Origin of the sequence: Mesorhizobium sp. M0571 (assembly GCF_040320985.1) — a bacterium.
GTDB lineage: Bacteria > Pseudomonadota > Alphaproteobacteria > Rhizobiales > Rhizobiaceae > Mesorhizobium.
In genome coordinates, this window is record NZ_JAMYQT010000022.1 from 45,442 (window position 1) to 60,732 (window position 15,291).

The 15,291-nt window shown below is 61.2% G+C and carries 15 protein-coding genes and 2 pseudogenes; 7 read left to right on the top strand and 10 right to left on the bottom strand.

Annotated features, from left to right (window positions below):
- Positions 1-397 precede the first annotated feature (397 nt).
- The 6 genes and pseudogenes from NKI85_RS24000 to NKI85_RS24030 form a co-directional block, all read right to left on the bottom strand.
- The gene (locus tag NKI85_RS24000; protein ID WP_352706226.1) at positions 398-1,162 is read right to left on the bottom strand and encodes a hypothetical protein; all 765 of its coding nucleotides are present in this window, start codon (positions 1,160-1,162) and stop codon (positions 398-400) included.
- Positions 1,159-2,043, bottom strand: coding sequence for a hypothetical protein (locus NKI85_RS24005; RefSeq protein WP_352706224.1), 885 nt, complete (start codon positions 2,041-2,043; stop codon positions 1,159-1,161). Before NKI85_RS24005 ends, NKI85_RS24000 begins: the two co-directional genes overlap by 4 nt.
- Complete coding sequence (locus NKI85_RS24010) at positions 2,040-2,435, bottom strand: phage holin family protein (RefSeq protein WP_352778296.1); 396 nt, start codon at positions 2,433-2,435, stop codon at positions 2,040-2,042. The genes NKI85_RS24005 and NKI85_RS24010 overlap by 4 nt, the downstream gene beginning before the upstream one ends.
- A gap of 4 nt (positions 2,436-2,439) precedes the next feature.
- Positions 2,440-2,787, bottom strand: coding sequence for a hypothetical protein (locus tag NKI85_RS24015; protein WP_352457932.1), 348 nt, complete (start codon positions 2,785-2,787; stop codon positions 2,440-2,442).
- A 237-nt stretch (positions 2,788-3,024) separates the two neighbouring features.
- Positions 3,025-3,569: pseudogene (locus NKI85_RS37950) on the bottom strand (transposase); the annotation flags it as partial.
- Between the two features lie 48 nt (positions 3,570-3,617).
- On the bottom strand, positions 3,618-4,667 hold the full coding sequence (locus tag NKI85_RS24030) for a YihY/virulence factor BrkB family protein (RefSeq protein ID WP_352706213.1): 1,050 nt from the start codon (positions 4,665-4,667) through the stop codon (positions 3,618-3,620).
- Positions 4,668-4,920: 253 nt separating this feature from the next.
- Here NKI85_RS24030 and NKI85_RS24035 point away from each other — a divergent pair, with 253 nt between their 5' ends.
- The gene (locus tag NKI85_RS24035; protein WP_352778304.1) at positions 4,921-5,778 is read left to right on the top strand and encodes an alpha/beta fold hydrolase; all 858 of its coding nucleotides are present in this window, start codon (positions 4,921-4,923) and stop codon (positions 5,776-5,778) included.
- Between the two features lie 846 nt (positions 5,779-6,624).
- Here NKI85_RS24035 and NKI85_RS24040 read toward each other — a convergent pair.
- The 3 genes and pseudogenes from NKI85_RS24040 to NKI85_RS24050 all read right to left on the bottom strand — a co-directional run bounded on the left by NKI85_RS24040 (position 6,625) and on the right by NKI85_RS24050 (position 9,084).
- Positions 6,625-6,909 carry a DUF982 domain-containing protein gene (locus tag NKI85_RS24040; RefSeq protein ID WP_023680323.1) on the bottom strand — a complete coding sequence of 95 codons (285 nt, stop codon included), beginning with the start codon at positions 6,907-6,909 and terminating at the stop codon, positions 6,625-6,627.
- Between the two features lie 663 nt (positions 6,910-7,572).
- A pseudogene (locus NKI85_RS24045) lies at positions 7,573-7,700 on the bottom strand (diguanylate cyclase); the annotation flags it as partial.
- A 1,045-nt stretch (positions 7,701-8,745) separates the two neighbouring features.
- Positions 8,746-9,084 carry a hypothetical protein gene (locus NKI85_RS24050; protein WP_352457937.1) on the bottom strand — a complete coding sequence of 113 codons (339 nt, stop codon included), beginning with the start codon at positions 9,082-9,084 and terminating at the stop codon, positions 8,746-8,748.
- 176 nt (positions 9,085-9,260) lie between these two features.
- Between NKI85_RS24050 and NKI85_RS24055 the strand changes: the two genes are divergently transcribed.
- A complete protein-coding gene (locus NKI85_RS24055; protein WP_352473687.1) occupies positions 9,261-9,563 on the top strand; it encodes a hypothetical protein in 303 nt (100 codons plus the stop codon).
- A 488-nt stretch (positions 9,564-10,051) separates the two neighbouring features.
- Here the strand turns inward: NKI85_RS24055 and NKI85_RS24060 are convergent, their stop codons facing one another.
- A complete protein-coding gene (locus NKI85_RS24060) occupies positions 10,052-10,522 on the bottom strand; it encodes a KTSC domain-containing protein (protein WP_352457939.1) in 471 nt (156 codons plus the stop codon).
- A gap of 20 nt (positions 10,523-10,542) precedes the next feature.
- Here NKI85_RS24060 and NKI85_RS24065 point away from each other — a divergent pair, with 20 nt between their 5' ends.
- The 5 genes from NKI85_RS24065 (at position 10,543) to trbB (ending at position 15,282) form a co-directional block, all read left to right on the top strand.
- A complete protein-coding gene (locus NKI85_RS24065; RefSeq protein ID WP_352457940.1) occupies positions 10,543-10,776 on the top strand; it encodes a hypothetical protein in 234 nt (77 codons plus the stop codon).
- Between the two features lie 311 nt (positions 10,777-11,087).
- Positions 11,088-11,330, top strand: a complete 243-nt coding sequence (locus tag NKI85_RS24070; protein ID WP_352473685.1) for a GcrA family cell cycle regulator — start codon at positions 11,088-11,090, stop codon at positions 11,328-11,330.
- A 425-nt stretch (positions 11,331-11,755) separates the two neighbouring features.
- Positions 11,756-13,783 carry a conjugal transfer protein TraG gene (locus tag NKI85_RS24075; protein WP_352778309.1) on the top strand — a complete coding sequence of 676 codons (2,028 nt, stop codon included), beginning with the start codon at positions 11,756-11,758 and terminating at the stop codon, positions 13,781-13,783.
- 120 nt (positions 13,784-13,903) lie between these two features.
- A complete protein-coding gene (locus tag NKI85_RS24080; RefSeq protein ID WP_352458763.1) occupies positions 13,904-14,317 on the top strand; it encodes a CopG family transcriptional regulator in 414 nt (137 codons plus the stop codon).
- Positions 14,314-15,282, top strand: a complete 969-nt coding sequence (trbB, locus tag NKI85_RS24085) for a P-type conjugative transfer ATPase TrbB (RefSeq protein WP_023680311.1) — start codon at positions 14,314-14,316, stop codon at positions 15,280-15,282. The genes NKI85_RS24080 and trbB overlap by 4 nt, the downstream gene beginning before the upstream one ends.
- Positions 15,283-15,291: the final 9 nt, after the last annotated feature.

Here is a 15,291-nt window from a genome sequence, read left to right on the forward strand (position 1 = left end):
CCCGAGAACACTCGTCCCTGATCACTGAGCAGTGCGTGCGCGGGCACCGGCAGCGCCAAGCCGGATCGAAGAAAGTTCCTCCTGACAGCGGACAGAGCGCGCCGTTGCGCTCACGTTATGGGGTCGGCAGCACTTGCACGGTTTTCGGGGTGAATTCCGCTCAGCCGGTCGCTGGCGGTTTCGCTGAAGGCCGTGACCGACCGGCCGACGATCATCATGCTCGAAGGGGTTGACCGCTTTGTCCGATCTTCTCCGCCGTGCGCATCGTCATCGCGCCGTCCGTGGTTCCAGAATATGCAATCCGATGGCTGAACTCGTCGGGACTCGATAAATGTGAGCGCGGCATCATACTTTGCCTTCAGGACGACTGTTTCTCTGCAATGACCTCTGTCTACGCTCATCCAGTTCGGTCGGTGTCCATCTGCTCATTCAGACGTCGTTGATAGGCAAAGCCGACAGCCGCGGCGACTGCCAAACCCGCCGCCGCCAGAAGGAGTTTGTCCTCGGTATGCTCATTGCCCGATGCGTCTTGAACAGCTAACGAAGCTTCATCGAAGGGTGCGGATGCTTTTGCGACAGTCTCGCCCTGGTGCGGCCCAACGCCGCTATGGCGGATACCCGCAGCCAGACGTTCTGTCTTCTCTTTAACAGTTTCCTTGGCCACGCCGGTCAACTCGGCAGCTTCGCGTTTTATTTTGCCAGCCGTTTCAAGAGCGAAATCACTGACGCTTTCCGCCAAATCGCTAGATTGCTCCTTCAGGCGCTCCTTGGCGTACGATAGGTGATCAACCTGCTGCTCGCTGGGTGGCCGGGCTGAATTGGTCCGCAACAAGCTGATCAATCCCGCTCCGACGAGTGCAGTTGCGATCGGCGGATGGCGGAGGAAACGCCACCCCAAACCGGCCCCAATCGCCAAAGCAGCGCTCGGATTGGCAGCCGCCTTGGCCTTGAGATCGTCAATAATCGCCTGCGCCACCGATTGCATTGAGGCTCTTGCTTTCTCCACCAGCGCATCCTTTGCCTCAAGCGCTTCGTGTTTCAAATCATCGGTAAATTCGGAGAGCGTGTTTGGCGACCGAAGTGTCGACAAGTCCTCGGCGAGCTTAGCCCGGGCAGCCTCAACTTCGTATTCAAGATGCTCAAGTTGCGGATCGGCCATCATAAATCTCTCTTGCCACCGGGGCGGGCAGGTTTGCTCGACCGAGCGTTGCCCGACCGCTGCGATTTAGCCGTTATTCCTTCCGAAGGGGTGGCGCTGCCCGGTTGCAGCTTGGCGGCCGGAGTGGATGAACCGCTCGATCCACTTGGGCTTGGCGAAGGCGGCTGCACGGGTTCACTTGATTGCTCTTCTGACAAGGCGCTTCCAAAGGCGCCCGCAACGTCCCTTGCGACCTCCTTCAGGCCGTCCGAATTCAGCCCATGTTCCTCGGCGGCGCTTTTGAGCCGTTCGCCCGCCTTTGCTGTCGAGGACTTCAAGCGTTCCCCAGCTTTTTCAGCAGCATCCGTCAATCGCTCTCCTGCTGGGCCGAGCGTGCGCCTCTCGACATCGCTGGCCGGCAAAGCAGCAGCTATAGCGGCACCAGCTGCGAAGCCGGCCAGAACAAAAGCCAATGGCTGTTCTTCCACCATGCGGCCAATCGTGTCTTGCAACGTTGATTGGGCTTGCTGCACCACGCGCCCTGACTTCTCGGATACGGAGCGACCGGCCTGTTCTGCGTATGACGCGGCGGATGATGCGTACTGACTTGCGGTTTCACTCACCTTCTCCCCAATGCCGGCTAAATTGTCGCGCATGGCCTCTGCTGTCTCGCTAGCCTCTTCCTGCGCTTTGGACGCCCCGCCGCTGGCGGTGCGTACGTGCGGAGCATTTTGGCGCCCGTCGGTTGCACGGGATTGCTCGCGATGCCCGGCACTTGAACTGCGGCTGCGCATTAGCAGCGCGCACCCTGCTGCGACGAGCAGAAGGCCTTCGGGATTGTTCCTAGCGGAGCTGAGAAGCCATTCTTTCGTTCCAAAATCCTGGACCTGTGAATTGCGGCTCATGTTAATTGCTCCTTGGTTGTCGCAATATCCTGCTTTATTTGGCTTATGGAGTGTGTCGGCAGAAGTTCTTTTTGCGCATCAGCGCGGCCCCGATAGTAGGCGAAAGCAGCGGCGAGGGCCGTTGCGGCCGCGACGATCAGACACGACCAGTGCAGGGCCATCCCTAAGCTGGCTATTCCAAGTACGAGGGCTTGCACTAGAAGCAGAGCGGCGACCACTCCCAGCCCGCCAGCAGCAGACATCCACACACCTGCTTGGAGCTTCGTTGCGACGTTGGCGGACAGCTCCGCATGCGCCAGGCGCAACTCTTTTTGAAAGAGGTCCGCGACGTCCGCCAACACTGCCGACAGCGCTTGAGGGAGAGGCGAATTCTTCAGTTGTTCCTGTGCCATCAGATCAGTTCGCTCCCTGCCGCCTTCCCTTGTTGGACTCTGGTGCGGGAGGCGCGCTCTTCAGTGTGCGGAACGTCAAAAAGCCCGCTACGGCGGCCAGCCCAAACACCAAACCCGGCTTGCGCCTCGCCAAATCGGACGCTGCAAGAACCAGCTGATCGACGGACCTGTCTCGCAGGTCGTCTGCGTATCCATCAAGCCTATTCGCGAAGGTGCGCACGACCCCAGCGACTATCGGTGCGTTTGCGTCGAGGTCCTCGGCCGCACGCTTGGTCGAACTCGCCAGTTGGCCCATCACCTCGGCGCCGCTGCCGACCTGACGGTCCAACATCTCCTTCACCTGATTGGTCACGGTGGACGCGCCACCAACGGCCGCCCGTTTGGCGGTTTCCGCTGCCCCTTGCGCTATGTCGGACGCTTTGGATAACGTGCCGCTTACGGTCGCTCCTATGTCTTCCGAGGTACCGTCACCAGCTCTTACCGCAGTCGGGGGACGCCGTTCAGAATTCCGGTTGTTCATGGTTTCCTCCATTCGAGGAGCAAACGGAGGTAAGGCACGTTGGTTCCCAATGAGTGACTATCTGGGGTGTCAAGTTGCGTTTGCGAACTCGTGGCGCGCATCGCGTGCTTTTGCATTGGGAATGATGGGTAGCTTGCGGGCGGGCGCAATGCGAATAGTCATCTTTTCCTTTCCTGTCTGAAGGCGCGGGGGGATCATATCTGGCGACGGTGAGCGCGATGAGGAAAAGGATGGAGCGCGGACCTTTACGGCCGCCGCGCACCGGTCTTCGACCGCTGCGTCTGCCGCTGTCATTGGCGATCGGCGCCAAGCCCACGAGTTTGGCGATGGCCTTATTGGAAAGGTGTCAATCTCGGACAACTCGGCCATCAGGAGTACGCGGGGCCCTTGACCGAACCGAAGACCTGATCGAGACAGGCCCACAGCGGATCGTCGTCGAGTAGCGAGCGATCTCGCCCTTCAAGTCGGCGGCTCTGACGCTTGAGCAGAACAATGAACCTCGTCGAGGCTGGCGAGGTTTCGGCATCGGCGACGATGCTTTTGCGTTGCTTCTGGATGGTGAGATCGCCAGTCACCTGGGCAAGCCGGGCGACCAGCGCCTTGAGCCGTTGCTCACGCTCGGCTGCAGCCGCTTGACGATGGCGTGCAAATTGATCTGCGCGCTACGCGTTGCGCTCGTCCAAACGCGACTGCTGGTCGGCGGCATCGGCCGGTCCGCCCAGTGTGTCGGCGACCGTGGCACCTCGCGCACCCATCGGCTGCTGCGCACCTGTGGTGGTGTCCATCGCTGTCTGATGCTCCATCTCGGAATTCAGCTCCGCACCTACAACCAGGATAATCACAGAAATCCAAGTCCACATCATCAAGCCGATGACTGCCCCAAGAGCTCCATACGTGGCGTTGTAGTTGGCGAAGTTTTCAAGATAATAGGAGAAGCCTATCGAGACTGCGATCCAGACCACAGCGGCGAGGAAGGCGCCCCATGTCGCCCATTGCCACTTTGCCCTTTCCCGGCTGGGTCCGTAGCGGTAAATCAGCGTGATCCCGACGCCCACCATGATCAGCATCATCGGCCACCGAAAGATCCGCACAAGGGCTTCGGTCCAGCCGCCGAGGTTCAGCAGCACAAGCATGGCCGGCACAATCCCCACCGAGATGATAAAGCCGATACCAATGAGGATGGCGCCAAGTGTGAAGCCCAAGGCCAGGAGATTCAGGTGGATGAAGCCGCGCTTTTCACTCTCCTCGTAGGCGATGTTCATGGCTTCGAATAGCGTCTTTATGCCGTTACTGGCGCTCCACAGTGCGACGGCAAGGCCGAAGATGAAGCCGAAGCTGAGCGCGCCAGCCTTCTGAGCGGCCAAGGACGCAAGCTGAGATCTGATAATATCCAGACCTCCCGAAGGCAGTACGCCGCCAAGGAACGCAATGTGCTCAGCGATGGTCTGAGGATCGGCGACGAAACCGTAGATGGACACGAAGGCGGCAAGTGCTGGAAAGAGGGCAAGAAGCAGATAGAATGCGGCCCCGGCCGCGATAAGCATAACACGGTCCTCGGTGAGCTCAGCGAAGACCCGCCACAGCACGTCCTTCCAGCCGCGGCTGGGAATCTCTGACGGCCATTCGGCATTGCGTCCGCGGCTCTCCCGTTCGGCCCGCCGCTCAAGTTGCACTTGACCTTCGTAAGCGTCCTCGGTTGTTTTCTTCGACATGGCCGCCGGTCCGGAGCATCTTCTTCGCGGGGCAAACGTATAATAGCGCCAAAGGATGCAGGTGCAGACCTGCGCTTACAAATAAAGATCCGCCGCCTGTACCAACACCTGCGCCATCCCCACTTGGCCCTTCGGCTCCCATGCCCATCTGGCGGAGGATGCGACGGCTGAGCGTGCATGTTGTCGGGACGACGCAGCCTGATCTAAATCCTCATTGCGCTGGATCACTTTAACGACACCCACGTTACCAGCCATGATCTCACTCGCGCCTGAACATCAGTTCGTCAACGCCGGAAGCATTCGGCTTCATGTCGTTCAGGCCGGGCCTGCCGAGGGTAAGCCGGTCATGCTCCTGCACGGGTTCCCGGACTTCTGGATCGGCTGGAGACGGCAGATCCGTACGCTCGCTTCCGCCGGATATCGGGTCATCGTTCCCGACCAGAGGGGCTACAACACCAGCGACAAGCCCGAGGGCATCCACGAGTACACGCTCCCCAAGCTCCTCGGCGATGTCGTCGCCCTGGCCGACGCGCTCGGCATCGGAAGGTTTCACCTCGTCGGCCATGACTGGGGCGGCATCGTCGCTTGGGCCGCCGGGGCAAACTTGCCTCATCGCCTGGACAAGCTCGTCATCCTGAATGCGCCCCATCCCGAGGTGCTGTTTACCCATGCCCAGCGATCTCCGACGCAGTTTCTGCGGAGCAGCTACGCGGTTTTCTTCCAGATCCCCTTGCTGCCCGAAGCCGTTTTGGGTGCGCGCCGCTCGGCCTTGCTCGCACGAGCACTCAGGACATCCAGCCGGGCAGGCGCCTTCGAAGAAGAGGAGATTGCAGAATATCGGCAGGCCTGGGAGCGGCCGGGGGCGCTGACCAACATGCTCAACTGGTATCGCGCCCTGCGCTTTCGCCCGAGCCTGAAGGAGCGGATCACGACGCCCACTCTTGTAATCTGGGGGATGCGGGACCAGGCTCTGGAATCCGGGCTGGCCAAGCGCAGTCTCGCCCTTTGCGACGATGGCCGCCTGCAGACTTTCGAGAAGGGGACGCATTGGGTTCAACGCGAAGAGAGCAACGAGGTGAATGCGGCGCTTCTGGCGTTCCTGGAGGGCTGAGGAACTCAAAAATGGATAGAAACTGGGGGCAGCGTCAGATGGAGCCGGAGGAGGCCTGCAGGGCATTCCTGGCTGCTGCAAAAGAGGAGGGGACATTACAACTAGCTAAGTTGGATTGCGGTATAAGGTTCCATTGTCTCCGACCAACACCGCGCTTTGCGGAGCCCGCCGCCAGCAAGGAGAGGCGACGGACCCCCGCCACAGCGGCTGCACATCCGAAGAACGACCGCTGCAACCTCTAAACCCGCGAGGGGCCTACATCGTTCCCCTATCCGCGCCTACAGCTGGGTTGGTCAACGGGCTCTTCCCGCCTAAGTTCCCCCTCATGGCACTCCGGTTATCCCCTCCGGTCTACGTCAGGGCCAACCGACCTGGGCTCACCTACGGGGTGAGCCACGTCAAGGGAGCCGCCGAGGAACATGAAGTGGCCGAAGAGGGGACCGAAGTGGAAGCTGGCGATCCAGTCCTGCGCCGACGCATTTTAGGGGCGGCTGACCCCGGTGGAGGTCCGTCAGGCCTTCGAGGCTGCTGCCAAAGAGGCCAAGACGTTCCTTCCTGCTGATTAGCCATCGAGAACGATGCAGAGTGCCCCTCTTTGCGAATGCCGACGCCGGCACAGTCCCGGTTATCTTCGGTTCTCGTGCCGACCTGGCTGAACCATCTGGCGGCCACCACCAGATTAGTTGCCACCGCCGCGACTTGGGTCCTGGCTGTCCCGGACGAAGCCAGGGCCTTCTCACGTCCAGGCTAATAGCCCGTTTGAGGCGTTTCGGCTGCCGCGGGAGAAGGCAGTATTTCGGGCTTCAAGTGGGGCGGCTCTTCAGTGTTAGCGAGGCCGGCATGACCTCACATCAGATCTTCAACCATCCGCGCAATTTTCCCCAGACCTGCGGTGGTCCCTCTTGTTCTAAGGAGTCCCTGTTCAGCCGCCGCCGCCTTGAAGGCCTCGAGCGCAGCTTGCTGGCTGCAATGCCCGGCGAGGGACTCCTCGACCATTCGGATCGCGTTGAGCCGCCCCGGCTTTCCCATTCTAGGCCATGGTTGCTGAAGCACCTTCATTGCGTCGGCTATGGACGCGACCACCGTCAGGTTGCGATTGAGGCAGATTGTAATTGGACTGAAGGCCCGCATTCTTGTCGCTCCCCACGATTGAACGCAGCTAAACGCGAAGACAAGGGCAGTGGTTGCATGAATGTGGATTACCGCGAATTCAAAGAACCGCTGGCCGATTCGATTGAGGCTGAGCTGGCTCTCCTTGGGCCCGGCACTTTGCCTAGCCGGACCATCCTCTCGTCGTACAACAGGACCCGGCCGGCAAAAAGCATCTGTGCACCGTCCGACGCCGCGAACTATTTTTCGAGCTCGTCACGCCGCTTGCCCGACGGCTTCTCAAGCACACCGCGACGAATTCGACGGCTGTGAGGGAGGAGATGAAAAGATTGTGGTCGTTTCGTTGGGCCGTCCTTTAGAGCAGGGGCTCCGAGGCGGTTTGTATCGAGCAGATGTCGCATCAGATCTTGACCTGGAGATCGGCTCCGGCAGCGGGATCGGCGCAGCGCGGCAAGGATGCCACGTTCCTTCGGCGGCTCACCGGCGATGGTCTGGCTGACGGCCCCGCGAAGGCGCGAAGCATCGAGGCCTTCTTCTGCCAGTCGGGCGAGCCAACTTTCTTTGGCTGGGAGGGCGGTGCAGTGCTTCGGCTCGGAACTGTTGACACATGCGCCAGACTGGCAGACCGGAAGCGGCGGCGTGCCCTGACGTCATGGAGACTAGCCTCGCTTCCGAAGCCGCAGATTGTGATCTCGTTGGCTATGCAGAGCATCCAGCCGTCGTTTTGATCCGTTTCCGTCATCCAGAGCCAGCGACCATCCATGATCCGTCTCAACCGCTTAAAAGCCGGTCTTGCCCCGCCGCGACTGTGTGGAAATCAGCCAAGCACTGCTTCGTTCGCTACGCCGACGACTGCCCTCTATGTTCGCAGCGAGCGTGCGGGCGCACGGGTGATGGCCAGCGTCGAACACTTCCTCGACAGGCGTCTGAAGCTGAGGGTCAAGATACGGAAGAGCGCGGGTCAGCTTAGGAGAGGAGCGTTTCATAGTCTGGTGGGGCCTAATTCGCCTCGTAGTCCTAGTGGTCACCTATAGGCGCTCACCGGTCCCCTGAAGCGCCGGATAAACGCTCCGCTCACTGACCCCCAGTTCCTTTGGCTATCGCTGTTCTGGTCATGCCCTCGGCATCCAACTTCACGATCTTGTCGCGCTTCCCCATCGCTGCTGGCTTCCGTCCTGGGTACTTGGTCTTGTCGCCTTTGACGGCATCGATCCCGATCCGTTGGCGCTCCAGCATGACGCTACGCTAAAGGCCATCCGCCAGTATCTGGCGCCCGTCTACAAGTGGCGGCAGGCCGAGATCGTGGCGACGGCCGAGCCGCTGATGCCTGGCCCCCAGGCCTTTATGCGCATCATCAGCCGGCGCGATCAGGCCAGACCTTTGATACGCCTGTTCGTGGCCTCCACGCTCATATCGGCGCAGCGGGCGCTCGACATCACTAGAGCTCATTGGCAAGCAGCCCGCCGATATACACTGGCCGTGTCCAGGCGTGGGCGTGGCCTTTCCGCTTGGGTATTAGGGTGCGGCCTGCCCGGTCGGCCGTCCCTCGATCGACCCTGAGTTGCTGATCCGCATGCGGATCGTCGGCAGCTCGTCCTCGACTCGATGCGCGAAGTCGTCGACGCCGTGCGCACCGGGAAGACAAGCCTGGAGCTGTAGCGGCCCCGCCTGTCCCGCCCCGGTGTCGTCGCTTCGCTGGCGCTAACGGTGAGACCGCATAGATCTGGTCCAGTATTTTCAGCATCAGAACGTTGAGCTGGCGGGAACTTGCTCGCCAGCCGAGTTGAGTTCAGGCGGTGGTCGGGGGAGATCAGCCAGCCACACGCTGGTGATTCCCAACCTGAGCCGATGTGCCAATCAGCAACCTTCGTCGGTCTTTTTCACCTGGCCCGGCGCGGCGGTGTTGGCTGTCGTGTCCTGCTGACCAGGCGCCGCCTGCTGAGCGCTGCCAGTCTGCTGGCCGGGCGCGCAGTCTCTGGCCGAGTTCGGATTTGTGGTGCCGCTGGTGGTGGTCGTGTCGGTGCCCTGATCGCCGGACATGTTGGTCCCGCTGCTCGTCGTGCCGGTGCCCTGATCCGTCGTGCTGGGCATGGTTGTGGTGGTCGAGGTTCCGCTCGAAGTTCCGCTCGTCGTCTGGGCAAAGGAAAGCCCGGCCGACACCGCCAGCACGGCCGAAGCCAAAAGGATGCGTTTCATCTTCTTTCTCCTGTCTGAATGCGCGGGATGCGCCTGGCAAATTGAACAGGCAGACAGAAGGAGTGTTCCCCGGTGAAGTTCAACTTTTGTAACTCTGGTCGTAGGTCAGCCTTAGGATGGCCGGCGTATATTAGAGGCCTCTTGAAGAAGACACTGCCCGCACCAGAATCCATGGCATGGCTCGGAGAATAGGCATTGGTGACCAGGTGGCGATTACGGCCAGGGTTCTGACGCGGGTAACAGAGGACCGCGTAAGGGTCTCGATCCCAGGTTACGACTTCCCACATTCCATCATCGACCACACCAAGGTGAACCGAGGCCAGCAAATCGACCTGAAAGGCGAGGTCACGCGCATCGACGAGGACACCGTGACTATCGACCTCGGGCCGCTGGTCACGGTCGACCGTGACAAGGTCCGGCTAATGGAGAAATATCGGCCGCCAAAACGACGAAAGGCACTTGTCGTTGCCCCGGATTAGAACCGACAACATCGCGACAGGCTATGAGGGCAGGCCGCATGACGGGCCGGTAGAGGACGAGTCGAAGCACTTGGTCTACTGCCCAGTCTGCGGCCAAACGTTCGACGCGCGCGATCTTGGACAGGTGTTCCACCACGCTGAGCCGCAGCACGAGCCGCTTCCGGTCGAGCAATAGTCCAGCTAGTTGAGCTCCGGCGGCAGACCGACGTTGAGACCCTTCAGCGCGCCACCGACGTACGTTGGATGAGAAAAGGGTGCTGCGTGCACCGCGCCTTCCCCGCGCGCCGATGTTCCACCTGGACCGCAAAAAAGTCCCGCCGCACTGCCAGAACGGCGGGACCGATCAAACGCTTTGCACCAGGCGGGGGGATGCGGGGTGGGCTTGCCAAGTGAGCGCGGACCGTAACCAACCCTAAGCGCAACGGCGGCAACGCGTCCACCAACCGCCGGTTGGAGCGACAGGACGATTGAGCCGCCGGCAGGTCAGGTCATCCCGGGTCGCTATCGCTCGCAACCAGACGGTAGCGGAAATTGTTGCGGATGTGGTCGTTGAAATAGCGGCCCTTGGCGAACGCGGCCCGGAACGCGGCAAAGGTTTCCGGCGGTACCCCCTCAAACTCGTACCGCTTGCCGCTGGCGACGAACCACACCGAGAGGGTCCTTCTATCCAGATCATATTCCATCTTGCGGATCGAAGTAGATGGCATGAGCACCACAGGCCGAGGCCCGCGCCCTTGCGGGGAGCGCGGGCCGATCGGGATACCGATCTGCAGCAATACCTGGAGGGGAGGAATGGCTGCGTGCACCGAACTTGCGCGGCGGTCCCGTGTTCCAACCAGGATACACAAAAAGCTAGCCGCACCTTTCGGCATCATGCGGACGTTGGATTTCTGAGAAAGCGGGAGCGTCAATACCAACTTCTGGCGATGGAATTTTCCCGTGAGATAGGCACGCTCCACGGCGAAAGGAGTGCCCCGCCATGGCCGTCCTCGCCTATAACCTTGCCAATGACATCAAAGGATCGTGGAGGGTCGTCTTCGTGCCGGACGAACTGCATCTGTATGTGGAATTCAGCCAGCCAGACGCCGACACAAACCCGGCTGATTGGATGAGCGTTGATGATTTCCTTGCATGGCGGCCGAAAGGCGCACTCCACGAGCGAGCGCGCGACAGCTTGGTTTCGCTCATTTGCAAGGCGCTGACAGGGCGATGAGACACGGCAAACCCGCACCGAGATCGAGTGCGAGCGCCGCGAGTGGGCCTAGGGCCCCACAAGCCAGTGCCACCCCGCCGCCGGCAAACCGCGGCGGGCGAGTGCCTCGGGGACACGATGGTAGATTGCTAATGCGTCCGCGTGTGGCCTTAAGTCGCAAACTATTGGCTTCAGAAGCAGGGCGTAGGGCTTCATTGATGGTGCTACCAACACCATATGGTGACCCATAGCCCTCCAAAACGAGAGAAGCTCGTCCCGACGGGTCGCACTGCGGCCGTCAGCTGGTAATTGCTACGAACTAGGAAACCATCATGCCTGAAAATCCTGAAAATATCAGACCAACTTCGAGAGACGTCCCCCTCATTCAGCTAGGCCTCTATCAGTGCCGCTTCCCGGTGAGCGAAGACGCTTCTGTACCTGGCGGTTATCGTTTTTGTGCTGGGCCAACTTCGCCGGATCGCGTCTACTGCGATCACCACCACAACATTGTGACCGCCGTGGACCCTCGTCGAGCCCGTTCGGGTCTTCACCTCGCTCAACGACGCGCCGCGTAAGCCTGACTGGCGGCGGCCTCCCGGCCAGGCGCTATGCGCTCCAAGGCCTTGGCTACGACCTTGCCGTCGGCTCGGTCTGGCCCATCCTGCCTTATGCCGTCTTCGCCGATGTATCCCCGTCGCCCGATTGAGAACGACGACTTCTCGCCGAGCCCTTCAGCTCGCTAATCGCACAAACGCGTCGGCTCCAAAGGTTTGTCTGTCAGCACATCTTCAATGTGCCCGCGCCTGAAGCCCCAACATCTTCTGCGACCAAACCGCGTACCTGGCACCGCCGATCGGTTGCTGCGGCGGATTTTTGCTGTTCGCAGCTGAACAATGCCTATCAACCTTGTCATCGCACCTAGTCGCACGTAGCGGCCGTTCGAATTCTCATCGCTCGGCGCGATGTTTGGTCCGTCTGCCCAGAAGAGCGGAGCAAGCCATTGACACCCACGAAGTTGCTGATTGGGCAGATCGCTGTCGTATTCGCAATTGTCATTCTTGGCGTGTGGACTGCAACCCAATGGTGCGCCCACATGCTCTCCTATCAGCCGCCACTGGGCGCGCCATGGTTTGTGACAGTCGGCTGGCCGATCTACCAGCCGTGGAAACTGTTCGAATGGTGGTTCCAATTTGACGCCTATGCGCCTGAAGTCTTCGACAAGGCTGGCATACTTGCCGGAGCCAGCGGGTTCCTGGGCTGTTCCGCCGCGATAGCTGGGTCCCTCTGGCGCGCACGGCAGCGGGGGTTGGTCACCACCTATGGGTCCTCACGATGGGCCATGAAGCTGGAGATCGAGAAGGCGGGGCTGTTTCAGCCGGCCGGCGTTTTCCTTGGCGAACTGAATTATCGCTATCTGCGCCATGACGGACCGGAACACGTCATGGCCTTTGCGCCGACACGTTCGGGCAAGGGCGTCGGACTCGTTGTTCCAACCCTTCTTTCCTGGACCGGCTCGGCCGTCATTCACGACATCAAAGGCGAGAACTGGCAGCTGACCTCTGGCTGGAGGTCGAAGTTCTCGCACTGTCTCTTGTTCAATCCGACCGATCCGAGATCGGCGCGGTACAACCCGCTGCTGGAAGTGCGCAAAGGTCCAGATGAGGTCCGCGACGTTCAGAACATCGCCGACATTCTCGTCGATCCGGAAGGCGCGCTGGAGCGGCGGAACCATTGGGAGAAGACCAGTCATTCACTCCTAGTTGGCGCCATCTTGCACGTGCTCTACGCCGAAGAGGAAAAGACACTCGCCCGTGTCGCCACCTTCCTGTCGGACCCGCAACGCTCATTCGCTGCGACACTGCAGCGGATGATGACCACCAACCACCTCGGCACGGTGGACAAGCCCCAGGTCCATCCGGTCGTGGCCTCGGCGGCTCGTGAGGTGCTGAACAAGTCAGAGAACGAGCGCTCAGGCGTTCTCTCGACCGCCATGTCGTTTCTCGGGCTCTATCGTGATCCAACGGTGGCCGCGGCAACATCGGCCTGCGACTGGCGCATTGCCGACCTTGTGGATGCCGAGCGACCGATGTCGCTGTATCTGGTCGTGCCGCCGTCGGATATCTCGCGCACTAAGCCCCTGGTGCGATTGGTGCTCAATCAAATCGGCCGGCGGCTGACCGAGCGCCTGGAGGGCGATCCAAAGAAGAGCCGCAAGCATCCGCTCCTGATGATGCTGGATGAATTTCCGGCGCTCGGTCGGCTCGACTTCTTCGAGACTGCGCTCGCCTTCATGGCAGGCTACGGCATCCGCGCTTATCTGATAGCGCAATCGTTGAACCAAATCTCCAAGGCCTATGGCGAGAACAACGCCATTCTCGACAATTGCCATGTGCGGATTGCCTTTTCCTCAAATGACGAGCGCACGGCCAAACGCATCTCGGACGCGCTCGGTACCGCGACGGAACTCAGATCGATGCGTAACTATGCCGGCCATCGGTTGGCGCCCTGGTTGTCCCACGTCATGGTAAGCCGCCAAGAGACCGCTCGCCCCCTGCTGACGCCGGGTGAGGTGATGCAGTTGCCGCAGGCTGACGAACTAATCCTGGTTTCGGGATTGCCGCCGATTCGCGCCAAGAAGTTGCGTTATTACCAGGATCCGAATTTCACGGAGCGAGTGCTGCCTTCGCCGGTGCTGCGCGACGGTGCCTACGCGGATCGGCCCACGTCGCGCCCGGACGATTGGAGCGGACAGGTGCGCGGCCTGGATCGGCGTCTTGCTGGCGACGACGACAGTGCCGGCGCGGCAATCGAAGACGGAGGTGTCCAGCAGCAGCGCCATCCGGGCCTGCCCGAAGAACGGACCCTCGTCGCCCAGGAGCCTGATCATGGCGATCTGTTCACGCCCGCAGACGATGACTGCGAGACGCTCGCCGACAAGCGCGTCATGGATCGGATTTCCACCGCAGCACGTGCGTACGGCCTCAATGAGGGAATGGGCGACGACAAGGACATCGTGCCCGGCTTCTGAACGGCGCGCCATACGCGGGCGCATCTCAGCGTAGATAACGGCCGTAAGCGATTTCGAGGATCTCGACGATGCTCGTTCCCGTCGCCGGTGCATCAGCGCCGGTCAGAGGGAACAAGCAGCATGAAGCCCCACCGCATTCGTCACCAGTTTTTGCTTGGACCCGAGTTGAGCGAGAAGCTGGAGAACCTCAGCCGCAATCCATCGACCACCAAATCGGCCATTGTGGCGCACGCGGTCGAGGCCTTTATCGAGCGGCGTGGGGAGAATGAACTCGACCACCGCTACGGCAAGAGGCTCGACCGTCTTTCCCGTGACCTCGGACATGTCAGGCGCGATGTCGAGATGATCCTGGAGAGCCTGGCGCTCTTCATCCGCTTTTCGATCACGCTTCATGCTCACACGCCGGTGCCGGACAAGGCGACGCAAGCGATTGCCCAGGAGCGCTTCGAGAAGTTCGTCGAACAAGTCGGCCGCCAAATCGCTTCCGGGAAACGGTCACTTGGCACCGACGATCGCAGGGGAGGGGAAGGATGAGTTCTCATCCGGAAGCCGACCATCGCCGCCGCGCCATGCTGCGCACCGCCATGGGTCCGGCGATCACCGAAGCCCTTGCCGATCCGACCGTCATTGAGGTGATGGTCAATCCCGACGGTGCGCTGCGGCTCGACCGGTTGGGTGAAGGCCGGGTCGACACCGGCGTGCACATGCATCCTTCTGAGGCCGAACGCATCATCCGCCTGGTCGCCTCCCACGTGCGCGCCGAGGCGCATGCGGACAATCCGATTGTCAGCGCCGAATTGCCATCGGGCGAGCGCTTCGAGGGTCTGCTGCCGCCTGTCGTGCTGGGGCCATGCTTCGCCATCCGAAAGCCTGCGGCGAAACTCTACACGTTGGCCGACTATGTCGCCGACCGGGTCATGCTGCCGCTGCAGGCCGATGCGCTGAAGAAGGCGGTCCGCGAGCGGCGCAACATCCTGGTCGCCGGCGGCACGTCGTCGGGCAAGACAACACTTGCCAATGCGCTGCTGGCACAAGCCGCCGATTGCGACGAGCGGGTGATCCTGATCGAGGACACGCGCGAACTGCAATGCGCGGCGAAGGATTGCGTTGCCTTGAGGACGAGGCGGGGGTCGGTCACGCTCGCCGATCTCGTGCGCTCGACCCTGCGGCTCAGACCCGACCGCATCATCGTGGGCGAAGTCAGGGGCGCGGAAGCCCTGGACATGCTGAAGGCATGGAACACCGGGCATCCCGGCGGCATCGCAACGGTTCACGCCAATTCGGCGCGCTCCGCTCTCTACCGTATCGAGCAGCTCGCCCAGGAAGCCGTCGTCACCGTTCCCCGCCGCCTCATCGCTGATGCGGTAGATCTGATCGTCTTCATCGCTGGGCGCGGATCCTCGCGCCGCATTGACGCGATCGCTGAGGTCACCGGTCTCGACAGCAGCGGTGATTACGCCGTCACCCCGCTCACGCTTCCGCAACTCCAGCAGTTTTGAAAGGTCACC